This is a genomic window from Deinococcus aquatilis DSM 23025 (assembly GCF_000378445.1).
GTDB classification, from domain to species: domain Bacteria; phylum Deinococcota; class Deinococci; order Deinococcales; family Deinococcaceae; genus Deinococcus; species Deinococcus aquatilis.
On the sequence record NZ_KB899718.1, the window covers coordinates 27,730 to 51,162 of the forward strand.

The 23,433-nt window shown below is 65.7% G+C and carries 17 protein-coding genes; 11 read left to right on the plus strand and 6 right to left on the minus strand.

Annotated elements, in window-relative coordinates:
• Window positions 1–915: 915 nt before the first annotated feature.
• The 4 genes from F561_RS0113895 to F561_RS0113910 all read right to left on the minus strand — a co-directional run bounded on the left by F561_RS0113895 (window position 916) and on the right by F561_RS0113910 (window position 6,396).
• Window positions 916–3,531, minus strand: a complete 2,616-nt coding sequence (locus F561_RS0113895) for a polynucleotide kinase-phosphatase (RefSeq protein ID WP_019010575.1) — start codon at window positions 3,529–3,531, stop codon at window positions 916–918.
• 444 nt (window positions 3,532–3,975) lie between these two features.
• Window positions 3,976–4,701: a bifunctional demethylmenaquinone methyltransferase/2-methoxy-6-polyprenyl-1,4-benzoquinol methylase UbiE gene (gene ubiE / locus F561_RS0113900; RefSeq protein WP_040380826.1), complete on the minus strand. Its 726-nt coding sequence runs from the start codon at window positions 4,699–4,701 to the stop codon at window positions 3,976–3,978.
• 85 nt (window positions 4,702–4,786) lie between these two features.
• Window positions 4,787–5,209 carry a GNAT family N-acetyltransferase gene (locus tag F561_RS0113905; RefSeq protein WP_019010577.1) on the minus strand — a complete coding sequence of 141 codons (423 nt, stop codon included), beginning with the start codon at window positions 5,207–5,209 and terminating at the stop codon, window positions 4,787–4,789.
• Window positions 5,206–6,396 carry a glycine C-acetyltransferase gene (locus F561_RS0113910; RefSeq protein WP_019010578.1) on the minus strand — a complete coding sequence of 397 codons (1,191 nt, stop codon included), beginning with the start codon at window positions 6,394–6,396 and terminating at the stop codon, window positions 5,206–5,208. Before F561_RS0113910 ends, F561_RS0113905 begins: the two co-directional genes overlap by 4 nt.
• 392 nt (window positions 6,397–6,788) lie before the next feature.
• Here F561_RS0113910 and F561_RS0113915 point away from each other — a divergent pair, with 392 nt between their 5' ends.
• From F561_RS0113915 to F561_RS0113935, 4 genes are all read left to right on the plus strand, one after another.
• Entirely contained in the window at window positions 6,789–7,523 is a 735-nt protein-coding gene (locus F561_RS0113915; protein WP_019010579.1) for a roadblock/LC7 domain-containing protein, read from the plus strand.
• A gap of 41 nt (window positions 7,524–7,564) precedes the next feature.
• Complete coding sequence (locus F561_RS0113920; protein ID WP_019010580.1) at window positions 7,565–9,184, plus strand: hypothetical protein; 1,620 nt, start codon at window positions 7,565–7,567, stop codon at window positions 9,182–9,184.
• Window positions 9,185–9,386: 202 nt separating this feature from the next.
• Window positions 9,387–11,330, plus strand: a complete 1,944-nt coding sequence (locus F561_RS0113930) for a coiled-coil domain-containing protein (RefSeq protein ID WP_019010581.1) — start codon at window positions 9,387–9,389, stop codon at window positions 11,328–11,330.
• A 161-nt stretch (window positions 11,331–11,491) separates the two neighbouring features.
• The gene (locus F561_RS0113935) at window positions 11,492–12,064 is read left to right on the plus strand and encodes a 3'-5' exonuclease (protein WP_019010582.1); all 573 of its coding nucleotides are present in this window, start codon (window positions 11,492–11,494) and stop codon (window positions 12,062–12,064) included.
• Window positions 12,065–12,116: 52 nt separating this feature from the next.
• Here the strand turns inward: F561_RS0113935 and mutY are convergent, their stop codons facing one another.
• Window positions 12,117–13,160: an A/G-specific adenine glycosylase gene (gene mutY / locus F561_RS0113940; protein ID WP_019010583.1), complete on the minus strand. Its 1,044-nt coding sequence runs from the start codon at window positions 13,158–13,160 to the stop codon at window positions 12,117–12,119.
• Between the two features lie 92 nt (window positions 13,161–13,252).
• Between mutY and F561_RS30335 the strand changes: the two genes are divergently transcribed.
• The 4 genes from F561_RS30335 (at window position 13,253) to F561_RS0113955 (ending at window position 18,022) form a co-directional block, all read left to right on the plus strand.
• Complete coding sequence (locus F561_RS30335) at window positions 13,253–13,378, plus strand: hypothetical protein (protein ID WP_281166596.1); 126 nt, start codon at window positions 13,253–13,255, stop codon at window positions 13,376–13,378.
• Window positions 13,375–15,720 carry a DNA polymerase III subunit gamma/tau gene (gene dnaX / locus F561_RS0113945; protein WP_019010584.1) on the plus strand — a complete coding sequence of 782 codons (2,346 nt, stop codon included), beginning with the start codon at window positions 13,375–13,377 and terminating at the stop codon, window positions 15,718–15,720. Before F561_RS30335 ends, dnaX begins: the two co-directional genes overlap by 4 nt.
• Window positions 15,721–15,780: 60 nt before the next feature.
• Window positions 15,781–17,445 carry a glycoside hydrolase family 10-like protein gene (locus F561_RS0113950; RefSeq protein WP_019010585.1) on the plus strand — a complete coding sequence of 555 codons (1,665 nt, stop codon included), beginning with the start codon at window positions 15,781–15,783 and terminating at the stop codon, window positions 17,443–17,445.
• Window positions 17,446–17,518: 73 nt separating this feature from the next.
• A complete protein-coding gene (locus F561_RS0113955; RefSeq protein ID WP_019010586.1) occupies window positions 17,519–18,022 on the plus strand; it encodes a flavin reductase family protein in 504 nt (167 codons plus the stop codon).
• 125 nt (window positions 18,023–18,147) lie between these two features.
• Here F561_RS0113955 and F561_RS0113960 read toward each other — a convergent pair whose 3' ends face one another.
• Complete coding sequence (locus F561_RS0113960) at window positions 18,148–19,569, minus strand: DR2241 family protein (RefSeq protein WP_019010587.1); 1,422 nt, start codon at window positions 19,567–19,569, stop codon at window positions 18,148–18,150.
• Between the two features lie 228 nt (window positions 19,570–19,797).
• Here F561_RS0113960 and F561_RS0113965 point away from each other — a divergent pair, with 228 nt between their 5' ends.
• From F561_RS0113965 to F561_RS0113980, 3 genes are all read left to right on the plus strand, one after another.
• Window positions 19,798–20,223 (plus strand): hypothetical protein, encoded by a 426-nt coding sequence (locus F561_RS0113965; RefSeq protein ID WP_019010588.1) that lies wholly within the window; start codon window positions 19,798–19,800, stop codon window positions 20,221–20,223.
• Window positions 20,224–20,532: 309 nt separating this feature from the next.
• Window positions 20,533–21,618, plus strand: a complete 1,086-nt coding sequence (locus F561_RS0113975; RefSeq protein WP_019010590.1) for a M20/M25/M40 family metallo-hydrolase — start codon at window positions 20,533–20,535, stop codon at window positions 21,616–21,618.
• 338 nt (window positions 21,619–21,956) lie between these two features.
• On the plus strand, window positions 21,957–23,351 hold the full coding sequence (locus F561_RS0113980; RefSeq protein ID WP_026298916.1) for a S41 family peptidase: 1,395 nt from the start codon (window positions 21,957–21,959) through the stop codon (window positions 23,349–23,351).
• Window positions 23,352–23,433: the final 82 nt, after the last annotated feature.

A 23,433-nucleotide genomic window follows, 5' to 3' on the forward strand; every position in this document is an offset into this window, starting at 1 on the left:
CCCGTCGGCCAGGGCTGTTGCCCCCATCAGGGGGATGTCGGCCCGCACACGCCAGCGCGTCTCACCCGCCCGCCGCTCGAACAGGGTCACGCCCGCATAACTCTGGGAATGAAAAGGAGCCAGCCGCGCTTCCAACTCATGCCGCATCCGTTCGGGGTCGTGGCCGCTGTAGGGCTGCGCCAGCGTAAAGTGTGGCTGCCAGGAATCCAGTCCACGCGGGGTATGCAGCAGTTGCATCCGTGCCTGCTCGTGGGGGCGGGCGTATTTGCCCTCGCGCACCTCCCAGTCAAAGGGCGAGGCACTCACATACGGTGCGAGGCGGGCCGAGAGCAGCGTGTGCAGCACGGTCAGGGCTGGGCTGGCATTCAGGCGCAGCACCCAGACTTTGCCGTCTTCCCACGCTTCTACCCGTCCTCCCGACAGCCCCAGAAACGCGCCGGGCGTCAGGCAGGCCACGCACGCCCGCACCTCGGCCTCGATCTGCGGCCAGTTGGCTGGGTCGGTGCTGAACGCCTCCGTAACGGTCAGGTGAAACCCGTAGGGTCTGGCGTCAGTTTGCCATTCTGAGCGCATAAATTCAGGCATCGGCACGGTCTGACCCGCCCGCACGTCATAGCCCAGCAGCCCCGAGCCGACCCGGTACAGGTCGCTGACCGCCGGAGGACAGAGGTACACGGCAAACTTCGTTTCCTGATCAGGGTGGCCGAGAAGCGCGGGTTGAGGAGGGCCAGACGGTTGGTTTCCGGCTGAATCTGAAGTGGACATGAAGAAAGTCTAACGTTCTGCTCTGACTAAATTGGGACGCTACCTTTCCCCTGTAGAAAGTGCCGGAACCACAGCCTGAAAACGTCTCATGAAAGTGCTCTGGCTGCGGTGAATCTCAACCCCTGCTGTTTTCAAACAAGCTTCCGTTGTTTACAGCCGGGCGTCCAGCGGATCGCTTTCCAGCGCCAGGACACCCAGCACACATTCCTGTACGTTGCTGGTGCTTGCGCCCTCGGCCAGCCGCGCCAGCCCCTCCAGCCCCAGATGAAATTCGCGCAATGCCCGCGCTCGCTTGGCCCCCAGTGCCCGCGCCCGCAGCCGTTTGAGGTTGTCTGGGCGGGTGTATTCCGGGCCGTAGATGATTCGCAGATATTCGCGCCCGCGCACCTTCACGGCGGGTTGCAGGCTGCGGTTCTCGGCATCCAGAAAGGTGAGCGGCTTGACGACCATGCCCTCACTGCCCGCTTCCGTCAGCGCGTGCCACCAGGCCTCGGCCCCGGCCACGGCTGCCGGATCGCTGAGGGCCACCACGCGGTAATCGGTGCGGCCAAACAGCCCCGGATCGGCGTCGGCCAGCCTGCCCAGCGTGTTCAGGTGCCAGAGGTGGTCCTTGTCGCTGTGCACGCCCCCCGCCGAGGCCAGTAGGTGAAAGGGCCGAATCTGCACGTCGTCCACGCCGTCTACCCGGCGCACATAGGCGCGGTAAGCCTCGCGGTAGGCGTGCAGCGCGGCGGCCCGTTCCTCGGTACTCGTCTGAAGGGCGGCCACATCCAGCCCACGCTCGGCAGCCTGGGCCAGAGCAGCGGCGGCAGCGGGCAGCACGGCGTTTCCGGCGGCTCCCACGACGGCGTATTGCCCGCGCAGCAGCTCTCCGGCCTTCAGGCTCCACGGCAAGATTTCGGCGTCCAGCACGGCCCAGTCTGACTGGAGGGTGTCCCACAGGCCCGCAGCTTCGGCGGCAGCGTGGGCGCGGGCCAGAATGAGGGCTTCCCAGTCGGCCCCATTCCGACCAGACACGGCCCCAGCAAAAAAGGCCCGCCCGGTGCGCGTATAAATCCGGCCTGTGCGGTCAGGCGCACCTTCTCTCCCAAACACCCGCTGGGCGGCTTCCCCGGTGCGGGCCAGCACCAGCACGGCGCGGCTGCCCATGTGTTTTTCCTGACAGATGACTTCCGGCACGCCCTGAGCGCGGTAATAGGCCCACGCCTCGGCGGGATGTTCCAGATACTCGGGCTGGCTGCTGGTTTCCACCGGACTCATGGTGGGCGGCAGATACACGCCCCAGCCGGGTTCTATCCCGAATCGGCTCCACAGTTCCACGGCGGCCATGCGCTCGCCGCCCTTCACCAGAATGCCGCCAAAGGTGCGGGTATGAATCTTCCCCGGCTGGCTGAAGGTGGCGAGATCGAAGGTGGCGGCTTCGGCGGCCTCGGCTTCGGCCAGCGGGCGCGGGGGCACGACGTACTGGGCATGGGCCGCCACGCTCACCAACTCCTGCTCGGGGTAGCGCAGCGCCGTCAGGTGGCCGCCAAACGCGCACCCGGTATCGATGTCGATGGTGCGGTTGACCCACACCGGGCGGGCCACCGGGGTATGGCCGTAGATGACCTGTGCCGCGCCCTTGTAGGTGCGTGCCCAGTCGCGGCGCACCGGGAGGCCCAGATCATCTTTGCTGCCGTCTACATCGCCGTACAGGGCAAAACTCCGCACCCGGCCCGAGCTGCGGCCCTGATACTGTTCGGGCAACCCCGCGTGGGCGACCACCACCCGCCCGCCGTCCAGCACGAGGTGGCTTACGAGGCGCTCTATGAAGGTCTTGACCTCGCGTTTGAAGTCCTCGCCCTCTTTCTCCAGCGCGGCCAGAGTCGCGTCCAGACCGTGCAGCGCCCGAACCGCTTTGCCCTCCAGCGCCCGCTTCAGCTTTTCGTCGTGGTTGCCGGGCACGCACAGCGCCGCGCCTGCCCTGACCATCTTCATCACCAGCCGCAGCACGCCCACACTGTCTGGCCCCCGGTCCACAAGGTCGCCCACAAAGACGGCGGTGCGGCCCTGCGGGTGCATGAAGTGTTCAGTTTCTGGGCTTTCGCCGTGGGGCACGTAGCCCAGCCGGGTCAGCAGTTCGCGCAGTTCGGGCAGGCAGCCGTGGACATCGCCAATAAAGTCGAATGGCCCGGTCAGGTCGCGGCGGTTGGTGTGCAGGGGCACGCGCCGTACCTGCGCCGCATTGACCTCCATTTCCGAGCGCAAGACCCACACATGCCGGAAGCCCTCCTTGCCCAGCCCGCGCAGGGTGCGCCGAAGCTCGGTCATCTGCCGCACGATCACCGACGCCGGAAAATCCCGGTCAGGGCGGGCCGCGTGCCGTGCTTCCAGCGTGCTGCGCGGCAGATCCAGCACAATCGCCACAGGCAACACGTCGTGCGCCCGTGCTAAATCCACCAGCGTTCGGCGGTCATCGGGGCGTACGCTGGTCGCGTCTATCACGGTCAGGCGGCCCCGGCTCAGGCGTTTGCCCGCCACATAAAACAGGCTTTCAAAGGCGTCTTTGGTGGCCTCCAGGCTGTTTTCATCATCGCTGACGAGGGCGCGGAAGGCGTCGCTGCTCAGCACTTCCGAAGTTAGAAAGTGCCGTGCCGCGAAGCTGCTTTTGCCCGCCGACGACGCGCCGATCAGGGCAACGAGGGCCAGTTCGGGCAGGCCGATTTCGGGCGGGGTGGTGTCTGTGGGGACCAGGGCAGGGGCGGCGGGAGTGAGTGGATCGGTCATGCGGGAACCTCAGACCCGAATCCTTGCACATGCCGGGGTGGCGGGGCATGGGCTAGGTGGCTGAGGGGGATTTGGGGCTGAGTTGGGGTGGGGGAGAGAGGGGGGATTGTTGGTCTTCTGCCACGGCTTACCCCCACCCCCCAGCCCCCGCCCCCAAAGGGGTCAGGGGAGTTTTCGTTGCACTCGGCAGGAGTGATCTTGTTGCATTCTGGCTCGGTAGTTTCCCTCATCTGAAGCTGAATCGCCAGTTCATTTTGGGCTGGAATTGGCCCGCCCACTGCGTGGACGACGGCCTCACACGGATTCGGGCGGGGACGGTGTGGGGTGGGATAACCCCGGTCTGCTGTGCAGCCAGTCCCCCTTAGAGGGAGCACAAAAGCAGTTGTCCTCCCCTCTAAGGGGGGGCATTGCGTCAGCAACGGGGGGGTTTACCCTTGCCGCCCGTTACCCCTTATCTCCCACATGGATCGCCGCGATTCCCGCACTCAGCAGCTTGAAGCGGGTGCGGAAGCCCGTGGCCCGCATCAGGCCCGCCAGCCGTTCAGGGTCGGGAAAGGCCAGTACGCTTTCGGGAAGGTAGGTATACGCCCCAGCATTGCCGCTGACCAAGGCCCCGATGCGCGGTAAAATCTGGCGGAAATAGAAGCGGAACACGCTGCCGAACAGCCCAGCGCGTGGGGGCGGAAATTCTAGAATAACCAGCCGCCCATTCGGCCTCAAGACCCGGTGAAATTCGGCCAGCCCGCGTGCATAGTCGGCAAAGTTGCGGAAGCCGAACGCGCAGGTGATCACGTCGAAACTGGCGTCGGGGTACGGCAGATTCAGGGCGTCGCCCTCTTCCAGCAGAATGTCGATCTGGCGGGAGGTGGCCTTCTCGCGGCCAATCGCCAGCATTTCGGGCACGAAGTCGCTGCCGATGACCTCGGCTTCTGGGGCTGCGGTTTTAAGTTCCAGCGCAAAATCTGCCGTGCCCGTCGCCACATCCAGCACCCGTGCGCCCTTCCCGCTCGGCCCCGTCAGTGCCAGGGCTTCGCGGGTGGCTTCTCGCCGCCAGGAGCGATCTATGCCGAGGCTCAGCACCCGGTTCAGCAGGTCGTAGCGGGGCGCGATGCTGGCAAACATGGCCTGCACGTCGCGGCCCTTGTCCTGCTTGTCTCCGACGGGGGGCATCGAGGCGGGCGGCACGGAGCTGGGCGGCGGGGCATTCATGGCGTTGATGATAGGCGCGGGGGCGGGGGCGTGTGGCCCTGGGTGTTTACTTCAGACGAAATAAGCCCGCTGAGCTGATCTGAAACCCGCACCCGGCATAAAAGTCTGTCAGGTGCGGCTCGAAGTCCACATGCAACCATTCCAAGGCTCCGGTTCGGGCAGCCTCGGCAGCGCGGCGCACCAACTGGGTTCCGATGCCGCGCCGCTGCCAATCGGGATGCACGCTGGTGTCCAGCAAAAAGGCGTGTACGCCGCCGTCCCACGCCACATTGACGAAGCCCACCAAAACCGCGCCGTCGTGGGCCGTGATCCACGTCAGGCTGCGTTCCAGCACGGGTGTCCACCACAGCCCATCATCCGATCCGCCCCACGCCGCCTCCCGCAGTTTGCCCAACTCGGCAACGTCAAAGGCAGCCAGCTCGGGCGCGGTCCAGACGCGGTAACTGATGGGATTGGTGGTGGGGGTCATGCCCCGATGATGCCCAGCGCCTTGCCCACCCGTTCATAGGCTCCCAGCGCAAAGTCGAGGTCTTCTTTCGTGTGCTCGGCGGTCACGATGTTGCGAATCCGGGCCAGTCCACGCGGCACGGTGGGAAAGCCCAGCCCCACGGCAAAGACCCCTTCCGCCAGCAGGCGGCGGCTGGCCTCGAACGCGGCCTCCGGTTCTCCAAACAGCACGGGCGTGATGGGCGTCTGGCTGCCCATCGTGTCAAAGCCCAGCGTCGCCAGTTCTGCCTTGAAGTACCGCGTGTTGTCCCACAGGCGCTCCATCAGGCTGGGGTCGCGCACGACCAGTTCGAGGGCGGCGGCCAGAGCACCCACCACGGCGGGCGGCTGGGCCGTGGAAAACAGGTAGGGGCGGGCGCGGTTGATCAGCAGTTGACGCAGATCGGCGTGACCCGCCGCGTAGCCGCCCACTGCTCCCCACGCCTTGCTCAGCGTGCCCACCTGAATCACGTCGTCGGCTCCCTCCAGCCCAAAATGGTGTACCGTACCGCGCCCCTGTGCGCCCAGCACCCCGGAACCGTGGGCGTCGTCCACATACGTCACCGCGCCGTATTTGCGGGCCACGGCCACCAGTTCATCCAGCGGGGCGATGTCGCCGTCCATGCTGAAGACGCCGTCTGTGACCACCATTTTCAGGCCCTCGGTGTCGTTTTCGCTGAGCACGCGATCCAGGTCAGCGGGGTCGCTGTGCTTGTAAATCTTTTTGGTGGCTTTGGTCAGCCTCAGGCCGTCGATGATGCTGGCGTGGTTCAGTTCGTCGCTGACGACCACGTCGCCGGGTTGCAGCAGGGTGCCCAGCACGCCCTGATTGGTGGTAAAGCCGCTCTGCAACACCAGTGCGCTACCGGTGTGTTTGAACTCGGCCAACTGCGTCTCGAAGTCTTCATGAATTTGCAGCGTTCCGGCAATCGTCCGCACTGCGCCCGCGCCCGCGCCCCACGTCTGCACGTATTCGGTGGCCCGCGCCTTAATCTCGGGGTGGTCGGCAAAGCCCAGATAATTGTTGCTGGCGAGGTTCACCACATCCACGCCGTCAACGCGGGTGCGGGCACGCTGCGGGGCTTCCAGCACGCGTGGGCGGATCAGCAGACCGCTGTCACGCAGGGCCGAAAGTTCGGTGCTGAGGCGGGCCGAGAGGGTCACAGACATGCTGTGCAGTTTAGGGTGTGGGGGTGGAGGTTGTCCGGTTCGGGCAGACATGCCGCTATCAGTACATGCGGTGCGGGTTTGTGAATTGGTCGGCCAGTTGCGTACCCGGCTCTTTCCGTGGTCTGATTCACGTCCAGACCGTCAGAACCTTTGTGATAAATGCTCTAAAAGTGCCGCAGGTGAAACAAAAATGTAAGGCAGACGCTTTTATACTCGCGTGAGGATTTCTCACGTTGCTCACCCGTGTTGCTCCGGAAGAGGCCGATTCAGACGGGGTATGCCGCTCTTGCCGATGCGCCGCAGCCTCCTTCCGCCTGACCCCCTCGCCCTCCGGAGCACGCTCCTGATCCCTCCGCCCTTTTCTGCCCGCCCCTTCTTCTGAGGTTCTTGCCATGACGAACGCTGTGTACTCCATGATTGTGCGTGCCCTTGCAGGCAGTGTGTCTGAACGTGCCGCCGAAACAATGCTGCGTGCCGCGCTGCGCGAACAGAACCTGACTTCGGAAGGCGTCAGCGCCCTGGAGATGCAGCGGGTACTGTCGGGGCCGCTGCTCAACCGCCTGTCCACGGTGTTGCCGCAGGCCCGCGCCCGCGCCGAGTTGCAGGCTCTTGCCAGCCGCCTGGAGGTGCAGTACCCCAAAGCGCCGACCCTGTTCAACGACACCCGCCCGGTGGCTGCCTGGGATGAAAACCCCGTGATGACCAATACCCGCTGGGACGACCTGCCGCACCTGAACGCCGACGATTTTGAGTTTGACGACCCCGACTACACCGGGCCAGCGGAAATCAAGACCTACGCGCTCGACTCGGCCAGCGGTCAGGACGACCTGATTCTGGATTTTGCCCGGATGCAGGGCGTGCTGGGTGTGATGGTGTGCCGCTCTACCGGAGAGGTGTTGCGCGTGCGGGCGCTACGGGATGCGGCGGGCCTCAGCGGGGTCATTGCGGCCACCGCCATGCTGTTTCAAAAACGTTCCCTGACCCTGATGTCGGCGGATCTGGGCGGCCAGACGGTATGCATGAGGCCGCTGGGACAGTATTGCCTGGCCGTGGTGGCGGGGCCGAATATCAATGTGGGACGCTTACTGGCCGAGCTGGGTCAGGTTCAGGTCCGGGTGACCGCATGAAGCTTGGCGAGGCTGTCAGGAAGATTGAAGCGGCACACGCAATGAGGCACAGAGGCTGGGCCAAAGCTTCGGCCTGCGCCGCTGGCACGCTGATGCTGGCTGTGCTGGGCAGTGCGGGTGCCCAGGACCTGAGCGCCTATAACGCTGTTGCCACCAATCTGGACGCGGCCTATCAGACCAGCGGTACCAACGCGGAAGCCACCCTGACGCAGCTTGACCGGGCAACGGAATCGTTCAAGCAACTCGAACCGACCCTCAGGAACCGTCAGATCGCGGGCGGGATCAGCGACGCACTTGCGGGCGCACGGGCGGCCCTGGCCCGCACACCCGCCGAGGTGCAGGCACAGGTTTTGCTGGCACGCGGCCTGATGCGCCGTGCCCTGCAAGACCAGACCCTGACCCTCCTGGCAGGTGCGCCAGCCAACGGCGACGCTCAACTGCGCGTGTTGGCGCGTGAGTTCGGCCTCAGCACGGCGGCGGCGCAGGCCCTCAGCACCGATGCGCGGGCTGGACGGCTGGAGCGCGTGGCCTGGCGCCTGCAACGTTCGGCCGCCCTTCAGGTCAGTGCGGCTCTGGCCTCGGCCCGCCCGGTTCGCAGCGGCGCGGCTTACCTGAATCTGGCGCGGGCCACCGGTTGGTTTACGGTGGTTCAGAACGCGCAGGGCGTCGGGACCCTCAAAGTAGAGCAGTTTACGGGGGCACTCCAGCAACTGTCCGCAGGCGAGACAGCGGCTCTGACCCAGTCGTTGACAGCGCTCAGAACCGGAACGGCGGCCCTGAACCGCGCTCTGGCGAATCCGCCGAAAGCAGTGGCAACGGGCAGCACCGGTGAGGGCAGCAACACGCCTGATTCCACTCCCGCCCCCATTCCACCCCCCATCACCACGCCGGAGCCGACGCCTGATACCACTCCCACGCCTCCTACTACCCCTGCACCTGCCACCACCGGAGCGCGGAGCATGGACGGCGTGTACGGCGCACTGGGCCGCGCCCTGAATGCGGCGAGCTATGCCGACGGCCCCGCTGTGCGAGCGGCGCTCGTTTCGGCTACGACGGCGCTGGCGACCACTTCCGAGGCCGTCAGGAGCGACAGCAGCTACCCCGACCTCGTGCAAGACCTGACTGCCGCCCAGGGTCGTCAGGCTCTGCGCCCCAGCGATATTCAGGCGCTGATCGGAGAGGTGGGCAACCTGGAACGCCGGGTCGCCGGGGAGCCTGTCAGCCTCCTGAATGCGGTGTCGGCAGGCGTATCCCGCTCGTTTGGCGGCTGGCTGCGGGTGGTAATGTTCGCGCTGCTGGCACTGCTGGCCTTTGTGCCTCTGTACCTGCTTAACCTTGCCTTCGGGGGCCGCAACACCTACTGGCGGGCCATTTCCGGGGGCCTGATTCTGCTGTTGCTGCCGCTGCTGCTTGAGGGTCTGTTGGGCCTGCTGGGCGCGGTGGGAGACGCGGCGGGCGTGGGCTTCCTGCGTTCGGCCACCAACTTCAGCCTGTGGCAGGGCGCGTATGGATTACCGCTGTGGGCGCTGACCAGTGCGCTGGCTATCGGCCTGACCGCCTTCGGTTTCCGGGGCCTGTGCGAGCAGTTCGGACTGTTGGGCAAGCCCAGCATGCCCCAGAACGCCACCCAGCAGAGTCTGGACTGGGACGAGGAAGTATGAACTGGAGTCCGTCTGGGCACAGGAGTTTGACCAGTTCTGTCCTCGCCCGGAGCGCTGGCGGTGCAGCCACCACGTCTTCTCTGTTCACCCCTCGCCATTTCTTACAGGCTGAATGCAGCCACGGGGCACCCTCCGGGACACAGCCGATGTCAATGACGAAAGCGACAACGACACGCTGTGGGCGCGGCAGTAGGCTGGGCGCATGACTTCTCCCGCCTTGCACCGCCTGCCCGTGCGGATGTTGGGTGACCTGGTGTCGCCCCGCGCTCTGGAGCGCATTTTGCAAGACGCCGCCCACGCACGCGGCACCACATCCGACAAACTTGACGCCGTGATGCTGGAAGACATCCTGAAACGGGAAGTCTTCAAGCGCCTGCAACTGAGTGTTCCGGCAGCCCTCGCCAAGCGGCGCGTGTCGGACGTGATCGATCAGCTCCTGAAGACCACGCAGGAACGCCTGCTGCCCAGCTTTACCGAAAACGCCATCGCGCAACTGGAAGACGGGGCCAAGCGGTTCGGCCTGTATTTTGACTGGCCCGAGGCCCAGCGCCTGCGCGGAATCCTGGGCGTAGCACGCCAGGAAGAAGAGGCCGGAAAAGACACTGGGATGCTGCTGCAAGAAGGCCAGGACCTGATTGCCCGCATGGAGCGCCGCCTGCAAGAAGGGCTGGTGTCTCAGGCCCAGGACCTCGCGGAATTGCAGGCCACCTTCCGGCGGGTGCAGGCGATGGGCGGCAAGGAGGTTCGCCGCCTGGAGAACCTAATCACCCAGCTGGCCGATGCCCAGAAGCAGGGCACGCTGCTGCCTGCCGAGGTGGAACGCGCCCGCAACATCACGTTTAACCTCCGCAAGCAACTGGAATCCTCGGTGGTGCAGACCCTGACCGCCGAGGGGAACGTGGACGCCCCCCAGATGGCCCCCGTATCTCCCGAGGTACAGGCCGAAATGCAGGCCCGCGTGCTGGTGCTGGAGCAGGAGCACGCCACCCGCCAGCTGGCCGATCTGGGCCGTGAATTTGGGCCGCTGCTGCATGCCCGCGCCGATCTGGATGCCCGCCACAACAAACTGAAGAACCAGCAGCACGGCGGCTCGCTGATGCCCGAAGCGGTGAGCGCGTGGCGCAGCGAACTGGAAGCGGCGCGTGACGCGGCCCTGAGCGTGCAGCGTACCGAGCTGGACACCATCGCGGCTCAGCTTGCCGGACTGCCGAACAGCGCCGCAGTACAGGCCGCCCGCCTGACACTGGACGTGGCCCGCATGACCCTGTCGGGGGGTGGTCTGGCAACCGACGAACTGCGCGAACTGAACGTGACTCTGAGTGCCCTGACCAGCCCAGACCTCGATCAGGCCGCCGCAGAACTGCTGCTGGAACGCCAGCGCGAACTGATGGACGTGGAACGCGCCGCCCGCGACGTGCCCGGCGCAGATATGGACCTGGCCCCCGCGCTGGAGACTGCCCGCGCTGCACTGGCACGCGGCGAGGATGTGGATCCGGCCAAACTCTGGACGCTGCTGGAACGCCGGATGGGAGAGGCCGCCCAGCAACGCGAAGACTTCGACGCCCGCGCCGACCATGTGGTGCACGAATACGATACGGTGCGCCACCTGGCCGGAGAAACCACCCAGCGCCTTGGCCGCCTGGCCGATACGCTGCGTGCCCAGCGCCGCCTGGGGCCGATGTCGGCGGATGCCCGCGAGAACTACGCGCAGACCCTGGCCGAGGCCGAAGCCATGTTGCAAGAAGCCCGCGCCGAGTACCGCGCCGCGCAGGAAGTCACGTCTACCTTTGGTGCGGACGCCCTGAGCGGCCTGCTGGACGTATTCGATTTCGGTGAAGGATTGGGCGGCAGTGCGCTGGGCAGCCCGGTCGCAACGGGCGCGGCTGTGTTCGGTAACGGTCGCCCTCAAGACGCCTGGTTGGTGCAGGGCGGCGTGATTCTGGAAGGGATTCACGACGCTGGAGCCGTGCAACTGGCGAATCTGCTGGAGCAGGCCAGCGCTCTGGGGTTGCGTACCCTCAGTGCCCAGGGCGAGGCCTCTGTCTGGGCCGCCCAGCAAGATGCACAGGGCCGCTGGCGACTGGCCCGCGCCCGCGACGAAGCCAGCCTGAGCCTGAACGCCGGACGCTGGGTGGAACAGGGGTAGACGGCACGGTTGAGAACGGGCGGGCGCTTCACACGGACAGGGTGTGGAGCGCTTCCGTTTGGGAAGGTCGGTGGGCAAGTCATCTGGCAGAGGCGCGGCGAACGGGGAGGCTCTAGCCTGAGCATTGCCAGCCTGCTTTAAGCCGTGCTGCAAGGACAGCCATGACCCAGCCCGATTTTCCGACCGAACTGCTGAACATCATTGATATAGAGGCTACCTGTTGGGCCGCCCAGCCACCGCCCGGACAGGTCAGCGAAATCATAGAAATTGGCCTGTGCGTGCTGAATCTCCGCACGTTGGAACGCGTGGAGCGCCGCAGCATCAGGGTGCGCCCCGAGCGCTCGGAGGTGAGCATCTTCTGCACCGAACTCACGGGCCTGACTGCGGCGGATGTACGGAATGGGCTGAGCTTTGCTGAGGCGTGCGAGGTGCTGCGCCGCGACCACCACGCCGATTCCCGCGCCTGGGCCAGTTGGGGCGACTATGACCGCAATCAGTTCAGGCGGCAATGCAGCGCAACGGGCCTGCGGTATCCTTTCAGCGCCCGCCACAGCAATGCCAAACAGGTGTATGCCGCTGCCCACCACCTGCCCCGCCTGGGCATGGCGCAGGCGTTGGCTCATGCAGGCTTGCCGCTGGAAGGCCGCCACCACTGCGGCGAGGATGATGCGTGGAATATTGCCGCGCTGGTGGCCGGATTGGTGAAGGCTGGGCAGTGGCCTGCTGCGAGCTAAGGACGTCCTTTCTCGCTCTGCTCGGAGACCCTAAAGGGGATCAAGGAGCTACTTAATCAAACAAAGACCCGCGCCGCGCCGCCAATAACTCCAACGCCTTGTGATCCAGCCGCGACAGGGCGGCGTCCTGCACGGGCGTTTTTGGGTGCGCGGATTGGGCGGCGTACACGTCCAGCGTGATCTGGCGGTGGGTCATGGTGTGCGAAACCGTGCCCAACAGCGTCCCCGGTACGGCATCCAGACGGGCGCACAGGCGGGCCAGAGCCTGCGCCGCCGTTTCATCTGGCTCCCTCAGTTCCGATGGCAGGCCCATCAGACCGCCCAGCAGCGCTCCTTCGCGGCGTTCCAGTACGGCGCTGTGTTCGTTGCCGATCAGGACGGCTACCGCCCCCACTTCCCGCACCGCTGCCCGCACCTTGGGGGCCGGAAACGCTGTGGGCTGCCCGCTGGCCCGCGCCTCACACCACGCGGCCAGCGGGCAAACTGCGCAGCGGGGGGCTTTGGGCGTGCAAATCGTTGCGCCCAGATCCATCACTGCCTCGTTGAAGGCTCCGGGGCGGCCCGAGTCCAGCAGGGCATCGGCACGCGCCTGTACCCAGGGTTCGGTGGGCAGGCGTTCCCCGTACAGCCGCGCCAGCACGCGCCGCACGTTGCCGTCGTTCACGGCCCGTTGTTCGCCAAAGGCGAGGCTGGAAACTGCCGCCGCCGTGTACGGCCCCACCCCCGGCAGGGCCAGCCAGCCCGCGTAGGTGCTGGGCATTCCGCCCGCAACGATCACGCCCGCTGCCCGGTGCAGATTGCGGGCGCGGGCGTAGTAACCGCAGCCTTCCCACGCCTTCAGCACGGCGTCTATGGGGGCTTCGGCCAGCGCCTGCACACTCGGAAAGGCCGTCAGAAAGCGTTCGTAATACACCAGCCCGCGTGCCACCTGCGTCTGCTGAAGCAGAATTTCGGCCACCCATACCCGGTAGGGATCGCGTGCGCCTTCGGCCCCGGCCCGCCACGGCAGCGCCCGCCCAGAGTGGTCGAACCACGTCAGCAGCGCCTCACGCAGGGCGGGGATGGGAATGGCTTGTGGGGCTGAAGCAGCGTTCACGGGCCGAGTCTAGAGGGGAGGGGCGCGGGCTTCCGTAACCAACTCCCGCCTACCTCACCCCGCCCGTCCCGCCTCCGCTTTAGACTGTGCAGGTGAATGAATTGTGGGGGCAGGGGTCAGTGGAAATCGGTCAGTGGTCATTGCAAAAATACCGTCTGCTGGGGCCAACTTTGCCTCTGAGTCTTGCCCTGTACCCCACCACCGAGGCCGCCCGATGAGCGCCATCTATCAGCGGGCGCGGCCCATTCGTTGGGATGAAGTCGTGGGTCAGGAACACGTCAAGGATGTGCTGCGTTCGGCGCTGGAGCAGGGCCGGGTGGGGCACGCCTACCTGTTCTCGGGGCCGCGTGGCGTGGGCAAAACCACCACCGCCCGCCTGATCGCCATGACCGCCAACTGCACCGGGCCGCTGCCCAAACCCTGCGGTGAGTGCGAATCCTGCCTCAGCGTGCGGGCGGGCAACCATCCCGACGTGCTGGAAATCGACGCGGCTAGTAACAACTCGGTAGACGATGTGCGCGACCTACGCGAGAAGGTGGGTCTGGCGGCCATGCGCGGCGGCAAAAAAATCTACATCCTCGACGAAGCGCACATGATGACCCGCAACGCCTTCAATGCGCTGCTGAAAACGCTGGAAGAACCGCCCAGCCACGTCATTTTTATTCTGGCGACCACCGAGCCGGAAAAGATCATTCCGACCATTCTGAGCCGCTGCCAGCATTACCGTTTTCGCCGCCTGACCCCCGAAGAGATCGCCGGAAAACTGGCAGGTCTGGCCCAGCGTGAGGGCATGAATGCCGACCCAGACGCGCTGCAACTCATCGGGCGCCTGGCCGATGGAGCCATGCGCGACGGCGAAAGCCTGCTGGAGCGGATGCTGGCGGCGGGCACGGCAGTCACGCGGGCGGCAGTCGAGGACGCCCTGGGCCTGCCTCCCAGCGAGCGGGTGCGCGGCATCGCCTCGGCCCTGATGCTGGGCGATGCGGGCGGCGCACTGGCAGGCGCGGGCCACCTCTACCGCGACGGATTCGCGGCCCGCACGGTGGTCGAGGGCCTGGTGGCGGCCTTCGGGTTGGCCCTGCACGCCGAACTGGGTCTGGGCGGCGAGAAGATGGACGGCGCAGACGTGCCCAGACTGCTGAAATTGCAGGCCGCGCTGGACGAACAGGATTCCCGCTTTGCCCGCTCCGCCGATGGCCTGAGCCTGGAATTGGCCCTTACCCACGCGCTGTTGGCCGCCGATGCTGGACAGGGTGCGGCGACCAGTGCGGGGCGCACCCAGACCGCTGCCGCCGCCGTGCCTGCCGACGTGACCCAGCGCCTGAACCGTCTGGAAAAGGAACTGGCGGGCCTGAAAGCGGGCGGAGCAAGGGCGGTGGCTGGCCCAGCAGCGGTGGCCGACTTTGATCCGGGAACCCGGCAGGGTGTGGGCGGCAGAACGGGGTCTGCGCCCGTGCGCGAAGCAGTGAGCGCCGCACTGGAAGATCTGGGCGAGGCCGCGCCCGCCGCCCTGCAGGGCAGTTGGGCCGACGTGACCCGGCAGGCCAGTATGCAGCTCCGGGCCTTTCTGAAGCCTGCCCGCACGCACGCCGAAGCCGGATTTGTCAGCCTGACCTACGACGACAAAAACGCCTTTCATGCCAAGCAGGTCGTGAGCAAATACGACGAACTGGCCGCGCTGGTGCTGCGGGTGTTTGGCCCGGTGGCCTTTGAACTGGTGACGCCGGAAGGCACCAAACGGCAGAAAATGGGCGGGGGGGCAATGGCTCAGGCGGCCCCGACTGCGGCCCCAGCCCGTGCCAAGGCTGCCGCGCCCAGTCCTGCACCCCCCAATCCCGCCCCTGCCTCCATCCCGCCCGCCTCCGAGGTGCCCGCCTTTCAGCCCACGCGTACGCAGCGGCCTGCTAGCAGCAGCCGGGGGCCAGAATTTGCGCCCATAGAACCCGCAACCACTGCTCCGGCCCCCGCTTCTGCACCGCGTGCCGCCCCGGTTGCCACGCTGGAGCCGCCCGCCGAGATCGCGCCCGCCCGCGCCCAGCGCCCGCCGCAACGGTCCAGCCCCGACGATGTGGCCGCCGCGCCGCTGCCCACCGTTTCCCCCGCGCCCTGGGAGGCCGAACACACCGCCGACGCGCCCCCCGCACCCAGCGACGCCGCCGGAGGAGACCGCATTACGCCTGTGGGGGCCAGCCGGGAGCTGTATATCGTGGAAGCGATCACCGAAGAACCCGACTGGGGCGATTTCGGGGACGAGTTTCAGAGTGGCGCGTCATCAGTTCGCGCCTCCCCGCCGCCGCTGGACGACGCTCCCTACGCTTCCTTCATGCCCGAACGCGCTGCTCCGGCTCCGCGTCCCGAACCGGCCAGGCCCGCACCCCCGCTGACTCCGCCCGAACTCAAGGCCGCGCAGGGCCGCCCCGCCGACATCCGCGCCCACCCCATGTACGAGGAAATCAAGGGCAGATTCTCGGGCCGCGTGCGCGAAATTGGCAAAAACCGCAACCCCGCGCCTGTGGCCGCCGAAACCGATGCAGACGATGAGGAAGCGGGCGAGAGCTGAGGCCATTCCACTTCATTCACCCGCCGCCGACAGTGGTGCGCTAGCCTGAGCGCCGAACCTATGCCCCCTTTGCACCCCCTGCGCCGCGCCGCCGCTCTTGCCCTCTCTCTGGCTCTGGTGCTGCCCAGTCCGGGAGGTACGGCGGAAGGATCGGCGGCAGTTCCCCCACCCGTTCCGGTTCCTGCGCCTGCCCCCACAGACACCTCCAAACAGCCTGTGCCCGTATCTGCCGAACCTGCTCCCACGGCAACTCCGGCGGCGGGCGTTGGCGTGCGCGGCCTGTGGGTGGATGCCTTCGGCCCCGGCCTCAAAACCTCGGCGCAGGTGCGGCGCATGGTAGACGACGCGGCCAAGATGGGCATCAATACGCTGTTCGTGCAGGCCATTCGCCGCTCCGATTGCCTGTGCCGCCGCTCCAGCCTGCCAATGGTCACCGACGCCGATCTGCAACCGGGTTTCGATCCGCTGGAAGCCGTGATCAAGCTTGCCAAGCCGCGTGGGATTCGGGTCATCGCCTGGGCCAGCGTGACGGGCGTTGCCAACGCTGCCGTGCCCAACAGCAATCCGGCCCATATTTCGCGTACGCACGGGCCGAATATGGGCGCACAGTCCTGGTATTCCCGCCGACCCGACGGAACGTACCTGGAGGGCAGCGATGCCTGGCTGGACGTGGGCATTCCTGCCGCCGCCGACTACATCACGGCGGGCGTGGTCAGTCTGGTCAAAAACTACGCCGTGGACGGTGTCCAACTCGACCGAATCCGCTACCCCGACGGCGGGGTGTGGGGCTACGATCCCAAAGTCATCGCCCGGTTCAATGCCGAAACCGGGGCCAGTGGCCTTCCCGCCGCCGCCGATCCCGCCTGGCTGGACTGGAAACGCGATCAGGTCACGGCCCTCGTGCGCCGAATTGCGCTGGAAGTGAAGGGCGTGCGCTCCAATCTGTGGGTCACGGCAGCCACCATCACCTATCTGCAACCGCCGCGTGCGGGCGACCTGGTGTCGTTCCGGCGGACCCGCACCTATAACGACGTGTTGCAGGACTGGCCCACCTGGATGCACGACGGATTGATCGACCTGAATGTCCTGATGAACTACAAGCGTGACGGTGTGGCAGATCAGGCCGCGTGGTTCGACGGCTGGAATACATTTGCCGCTACCATGCGTCCCCGTGCCGATGGAGGGCAGGCTGAACTGGCGGTGGGTACGGCGTTGTATCTGAATTCTCCTGCCGTCATTGCTTCACAGGCCGCCCGCGCCGTGAATTCGGGATTGGGCTGGGTGGGCTACTCTTACCGCACACCCAACGTCGAGGTCTACGGCGGCAAAGCCACCACCGCGCAGGGGCTGGATGTCATCCGTGCCCTGCTGACGGCCCCCGGAGCCGCGCTGAATGTGCCTGCCCGCTGGACGGCCAACCCGCCCACCACACGGGGATTGTTGGGCCGGGTTACGGGCGCACCCGTGCTGGGCAACCGCGTGGTCGAGGCGCTGCAGGGCGGTGAGGTGGTGGCCCGCTCACTGACCGACGGAAGCGGCTATTACGGCTTCGCGGCCCTGCCTGCCGGAAGCACCGAAATCCGCGTGAGTGGGCAGCGCTGGACAGATACCATTCCGGCACGCGGCGTGGTGCGCCTGCCTGATCTGTTGGTCAGGGATTTACAACCTGTTCCAGCTCTGCCGCCTGCCAAAGCCGCGCCAGTGGTCGCGCCCGCCCAGCCTTAAGCTTTGGGGACACGGCGCATATTGACCCCCGTGCATCTTCAGGTGCTGTGCCTGCCGCGTTACACTGCCCGTCATGACCCACCAGAGCGCCACCCCCGAGGCCGACGGCGGCCTGACGCCCTTTGAATTTCGCCAGACCCTGGGCCGCTTTGCCAGCGGCGTGACCATCGTGACCACTCTGGACGGCCAGCAGCGCCGGGGCATGACCGCCAGCGCCTTCGTTTCGGTCAGCCTCGCGCCGCCGCTGATCCTGGTCAGTGTGGATCACCGCGCCCACATGCATGAGGTCCTGGGCCGCCCCGAAACCACCCGCTTCGGCGTGAACCTGCTCAGCAGCACCCAGCGTCACCTCTCCGACCACTTTGCCGGACGCCCCGGCCCCGAAGAAAACGTGCCCTGGTTCGAGCATGAGGGCCTGCCCCTGATCGGCGGCTGCATCGCTCAACTGGTGTGCCGCAAGCATGAGGTCATCGTGGCGGGCGACCACACCCTCTATTTGGGATTCGTGGAATACGCCCGCTACACCGACGACGATCCGCTGGTGTATTTCCGGGGCCAGTACCACGAGTTGGGGTAAGAGGGAAGAACCCACTGGGACGCGACTATGCCTCAGTGCATGAGAATGGAAGGAGAAGAAAAAAGACAGGCTGCGCGATATAGATGCGCAGCCTGTCTTTTTTGACCTTCTGATCTGACCTTTCCTCAGTGGCTGTGCCCTGCGCCCGTTCCGCGTTTGCCGCTCACTTCCTCGCGCACTTCGGCCACCAGGAAAGTGCAGGCTTCGGCGCACGGAATGGCTCCCGGCACACCGTCGAAGAAGGTACGGGGCAGGTTTTCTCCGGCCCACAGGCGCGTGCGGAGGCAACCGCTGCACACGTCCTCGGCCACATGCTCGACCTGTTCCGGGGTGGCCTTTTGCACCTTGGCATAGATTCCGGTCTGGCGGCGGGCGGTGGTGGCCCAGGGCGTGGCCCGCAACGCGTGTTGCTGGTGCGCGTAGCCTTCTTCCACAATTGCCGGATACAGCGCATGCATGGCGCGGGGCAGGTCGGTTTCGCTGAGTACGGCCCGCCAGCCACGCGGCAGATTCCGCAGGGTATGGACCGGGCGGTGGTGGCCGCCCTCATCGCGGCGGGTCTGATCGCGCAGACCTTCGGGCGTCACGGTGGTGGTCAGGTCGCCGCCGGGAATGCCTTCATCGAGGGCGTGACGAACCTCGAACATGCCCAGTTGCGGCGTAATCATCACCTCGCCCACACGCATTCCACGCCGGGCCATCGTCATGAAGGCCGTCCAGGCCTGGGCATGAAGCCGGTCTTCGTCGCCGCCGCGCCCACCTGTGCCGCGTGCTTCCTCGGCCAGTTGCAGGATCACCTCGGCAATGCGGGCGTGGGTGCCCACTGGGCGGGCATAGTGCACCGTTTGCGGCCCATGTGGGTTCTCGGGAAATTCGGTAACGGCCCCGGTCAGGCCCATATCTTCCGGGATGGTTTCCAGCGTGTGCCAGCCCTCTGAGGCAAAGAAGGGAACCACCACCACACGCGGCGCATGCACCCGCTCGGGCCACAGACCGACCTTGGGTTCTTCGTCCAGGAAGAGGGCCTCCACCTCGGTAAACAGCCCGGTATGCCGCAGCCGCTCGGCGTTCTCGTAGACCACGCGGTTGCTGTTTTCGTTGCGGGTGGTGCCGTGGCCCAGCACGACCAGAGCCGTTGGGGGCGTGCCTTCGTCACCCAGGTCGGGCAGGGCTTCCCGCGCCCGCTCCAGAATCACGTCGGCCATGCTGGAATGCACGCCGTAGGGCAGGGTATAACGCACAGTTTTGCCGCCCAGCACGCGGGCCACACCCTCGGGCGGCACTGGCCCCTGATGCCCGAGGCCCATTTCACGCGGGATCACCGTCTCGGTAAAATAGCCCTCGCTGATAAACATGGGAATCACAGTGACATCGGTGCTGGCCGTGGTTTTCAGCACCTGCCGAAGCGAGGGTTCTTCTTTCCAATACCCTTCTACCACTTCATCAAAGAGGCCGCGCTCGCGAATCAACTCGGCGTACCGGTAGACCGCGCCCGCCGACTCGCCGTTGAGGTGAGAACCATGACCGATCAGGACGAGAGAACGCATACGCCTGCCAATGTAGCGCCGTGTACAGCGCCAGATTGTCCCTCTTGCTGCCGTGCTGCTCGGGGACCCACCCCACGCGAGGTTCAGGCGCTGTAAAGCCCTGCCTTAGACTGTCCTCACCTATTTGACCGGGCGGCTTCGTAGCGTAAGAGCCGCACTCAATTCTCGGGTCTATGGTTTCTGGCACGCTGCCGGACATGGAGCCGCGCCCCCTCAGGAGGTTTCACCATGTTTTTCCAACAAAAAGACCGGCACGAACAGATGGCCCGCCTTGATCCCCGCGATACCAACGCCGACGGTGTGGTCAGCCCGGAGGAAGCCGCCGCCTATATTCAGGATTACCTGCAAAACGCCTCGCCGCAGGAGCGCGACGAGTTGTTGCGCGGCTACATGAACCAGATGACCCCCGATCAGCGCCAGCAGATGGGCGACGCCATCGTGCAGAGCAGCGCCAACCCCGTCCAGAGCGTGCGGGCCGATGATCCCAACGATCTCGCAGACGCCTTTACCCGTACGGCCCAGGCTCCTGCTCAGGATGGCCGCAGCCCCCTTGAAGCGGCCTTTGGTCAGGGAGGCATGCTCAGCAACCCGATGGTCAAGGCCGGACTGGTAGGCCTCGCCGCCATGATCGGCAGCAAGATGCTGCGCCGCTGAAGATCAGCGCGACCTGAATCTCTCCCCCTGGCCTGTGTGGTCGGGGGGAGTTGTGTTGGATCACCGGGTTGAGCTGCACGCGTTCGATCTGCACGGGTTTGATCTGCAATGGGCTGATGTACATGGCTCGATCTTCACCGTGATTGCTGAAACCTGTGCGGTGTAGGTGCCTTATGCGCCATTTAGAGGGGCCGCTGCCGGAGCAGGCTGGTCGGTAGGCCGTTTTCCTCCCCGGACATCGCCCAATCTCCCGGCGGCTGACCACTCGCCTTACTGTTCTGCGGCCTATAACCGTTAGAATCGCCTGTAATGCCTCTGTCGTACCTCCCGCGCATAGCGCAGACGCCTGCCCCTACATTCGAGGAGGGGGCGCGTGCTGATCTGATCACCCAACTGTGGCAGGAATTGGGGTTTACCTGCGAGCGCGACGAGGTGGGCAATGTCCTGACCCGCATCACCCCGCCCGGTACCGAGGGCAGACCCGCGCTGCTGCTGGCCGCCCATCTGGATACGGTGTTCGCGGCAGGCACCGACGTCACGGTACGCGATGAAAAAACGCGGCTGGTGGGGCCGGGTGTGGGCGACAACAGTGCCAGCCTCGCGGTGGTCACGGCGCTGCTGGAAGAATACGCCGCGCAGCCGGTGGCCCTGCGGCGGCCCCTCTGGGTGGCGGCCAATGTAGGAGAAGAAGGGCTGGGCGACCTGCGCGGTGCCAAGCACCTGATCGCCAAACACCGGGCCTCATTGGGTGCATTTGTGGCCGTGGATGGTTACCTGGGCATCGCAGTTACGCGGGCGGTGGGCGTGCGGCGCTACCGGGCCACCTTTATCGGGCCGGGGGGTCACTCCTGGGGTGATCAGGCTCCGAGTGCGCTGCACGCGCTGGGGATCGCCATTGCGGGCCTGTATGCCCTGCACCGCCCCAATACGCCGCGCACCACACTGAATGTCGGGCTGGCGTCGGGCGGCAACAGCGTCAATTCTATTGCCGGAAGTGCTGAACTGCTGCTGGACCTACGCTCGCTGGATGCGCGGGCACTAGCTGAACTGGACACCCGCGCTCAGGGCGTGCTGCATAACGCGGCGCGTGAGGCGGGCGTGAATGTGCGTCTGGAGCGCGTTGGAGACCGTCCGGGCGGTGACCTGCGCTCCGGCCCGCTGCTGGATATGGCCCACGAAGCGGCCCGCGAAGGCCGCATGGATCTGCGTCTGGCCTCCAGCAGCACCGATGCCAACGCTGCCGTGCCACATGATTTGCCCGCCATTGCAGTGGGCGTGTACCGGGGTGGCAATGCCCACCGTGAAGACGAATGGGTGCAGCACAGCAGCCTGACTCCGGGTCTGCGGTTCCTGCGCCGGATGGTGGAGTTGTACCAACACCGTCCGCTGTCTTAGGCCAAGTTTCTTAAGGCAGTCGCCGAAGATGTTGGTCGTTGATCAAGCAGAGTGAAAGTCTTGGGGAAAACCTGAGGAATGGAAGTGCCAGAAGCCTTTTTTCTGACCCTGTCATTCCCCAGATAATCCAGTGCAGGGTAGGCCCAGCAGAATCTCGCGATGTTTCGGGCAAAATTTGATCTGAGCAGATTGCCAGGGGGCGTTTCCTAGAGTTTTTCAGGCTGCCCCCAGCGGGACGGTAGCCCCCAAAAGTATCGGATAACACGGGATTTTTGTAACCCTGGTCGGGATTGCTTCCCACCCATTTCCCATCTGTTCAGAGCAGAATAAGGGTCAATATGAAGCTTACGCAGCGCCGCATCCCACGCGCCCCAAGGTCGGCGCTCACGTCTGCTCTTCAGCTCTCGTTGTCGCTGTCGCTGATGTTCAGTTTGCCCGCTCTGGCGCAGTCACAGGTGGGCAGGCCGGGGAGCGCTGGCAGCCAGTCCACCGGGACTCGGGCCATCTCCGACGTGTCTCCGGCACAGGCGGTGTTCGATCAGGTCAACATACTGCTGCAAAGCTCGTATGGAGGCCTATCTACCGTAGACCGTGCGGCCCTGAACCGTGAATATCAGGCGCGGTTGGACGCCGTCTGTGCGCCCACGCCCACCAACTGCGCCGAGGAAAAGGCCTACCCGGTCATAGAGGCCGAGATCACTGCGCTGGACGACGAACACACCTTCTTTCAGAACCCCGAGGATTTTCAGGAATTCGTCGCCAGTGCCACGGGCGGCAACCGCAGGCAATTCGGCGTGAAGCTGGCCCTGTTGGACGGTCAGCAGCGGGTGGTGCTGGAGGTGGTGCCCAATAGCGTGGCGGCGACAGCGGGGTTGCTGCGCGGCGACGTCCTCACCAGCATCGACGGTCAGCCCTACACCTACGACGCCCTCCGGGCAGCGCGGGAAGCGGGGCGGCCCATTGATCTGGGTGTGAGCACACGCGGCGTAGAACGGGTGGTCAACGTCACTTCTCAGGAAAGCAGCACCCGTGATCTGCCGCGCCTGACCTACGTTTCTTCGTCCGGCGGGACCGAAGACGTGGCTGTGCTGCGGATTCCCACCTTCATTTCGGGCGGGGGAGTGGCGCAGGGCGTGCATGATCTGGTGGGGCAGGCGCGGGCGCGGGGCGTGCGCGGCATCATCGTGGATCTGCGCGGCAACGGTGGCGGCAGCCTCCAGGAGTGCGACGGCGCAGTCAGTGCTTTTGTGCCCAGCTTTACGCGGGTGGCCCGCAGCGCTGAGGGCAACAGCCGCACGCTGGTCAGCCGGGGTGCACGGGTCGAGGCAGGCCGAACCAGCGGCATCGTGACCAATCCTCAACTCTGGACGGGGCCGCTGTCGGTGCTGGTCGATCAGGGCAGCGCCTCTTGCAGCGAATTCTTTGCCTTCGAGATCCAGAATGCGGCGCGTGGCCCGATTCTCGGTGAGCGCACGGCGGGCGTGGGCAACACCGCCACCCGCGTCTTTCCTATTGGAGAAGAGGCCGCCCTGCAACTGACGATCCTGAACTACGCCAAGCCTGACGGCACCCCCTATCCCACCCGCCTGACTCCTGACATTCCCGATGAGCAGGACGAATCCACCACCCGCCTGCTGACCCAGGGCCAGGACGAGTTGCTGAACCTGGGGGTAAGGGTGCTGGACGGCGCTCCGGTACTCTCGCAAGACCCCTTGCAGCCCAGCAGCCCCTGAGATTGCTCATCAGTCTCAGTCAAGTCAGCTAACCCACCCTGATGGGGGGGCCGTCAGCTCAATGCTGTGTTTGATCTTTCCG

Excerpts from the sequence above, each read along its gene's own strand:
- F561_RS0113895 (WP_019010575.1), bottom strand. The coding sequence starts at position 3,531 with ATGACCGATCCACTCACTCCCGCCGCCCCTGCCCTGGTCCCCACAGAC.
- ubiE (WP_040380826.1), bottom strand. The coding sequence starts at position 4,701 with ATGCCCCCCGTCGGAGACAAGCAGGACAAGGGCCGCGACGTGCAGGCC.
- F561_RS0113905 (WP_019010577.1), bottom strand. The coding sequence starts at position 5,209 with ATGACCCCCACCACCAATCCCATCAGTTACCGCGTCTGGACCGCGCCC.
- F561_RS0113910 (WP_019010578.1), bottom strand. The coding sequence starts at position 6,396 with ATGTCTGTGACCCTCTCGGCCCGCCTCAGCACCGAACTTTCGGCCCTG.
- F561_RS0113915 (WP_019010579.1), top strand. The coding sequence starts at position 6,789 with ATGACGAACGCTGTGTACTCCATGATTGTGCGTGCCCTTGCAGGCAGT.
- F561_RS0113920 (WP_019010580.1), top strand. The coding sequence starts at position 7,565 with ATGAGGCACAGAGGCTGGGCCAAAGCTTCGGCCTGCGCCGCTGGCACG.
- F561_RS0113930 (WP_019010581.1), top strand. The coding sequence starts at position 9,387 with ATGACTTCTCCCGCCTTGCACCGCCTGCCCGTGCGGATGTTGGGTGAC.
- F561_RS0113935 (WP_019010582.1), top strand. The coding sequence starts at position 11,492 with ATGACCCAGCCCGATTTTCCGACCGAACTGCTGAACATCATTGATATA.
- dnaX (WP_019010584.1), top strand. The coding sequence starts at position 13,375 with ATGAGCGCCATCTATCAGCGGGCGCGGCCCATTCGTTGGGATGAAGTC.
- F561_RS0113950 (WP_019010585.1), top strand. The coding sequence starts at position 15,781 with ATGCCCCCTTTGCACCCCCTGCGCCGCGCCGCCGCTCTTGCCCTCTCT.
- F561_RS0113955 (WP_019010586.1), top strand. The coding sequence starts at position 17,519 with ATGACCCACCAGAGCGCCACCCCCGAGGCCGACGGCGGCCTGACGCCC.
- F561_RS0113960 (WP_019010587.1), bottom strand. The coding sequence starts at position 19,569 with ATGCGTTCTCTCGTCCTGATCGGTCATGGTTCTCACCTCAACGGCGAG.
- F561_RS0113965 (WP_019010588.1), top strand. The coding sequence starts at position 19,798 with ATGTTTTTCCAACAAAAAGACCGGCACGAACAGATGGCCCGCCTTGAT.
- F561_RS0113975 (WP_019010590.1), top strand. The coding sequence starts at position 20,533 with ATGCCTCTGTCGTACCTCCCGCGCATAGCGCAGACGCCTGCCCCTACA.
- F561_RS0113980 (WP_026298916.1), top strand. The coding sequence starts at position 21,957 with ATGAAGCTTACGCAGCGCCGCATCCCACGCGCCCCAAGGTCGGCGCTC.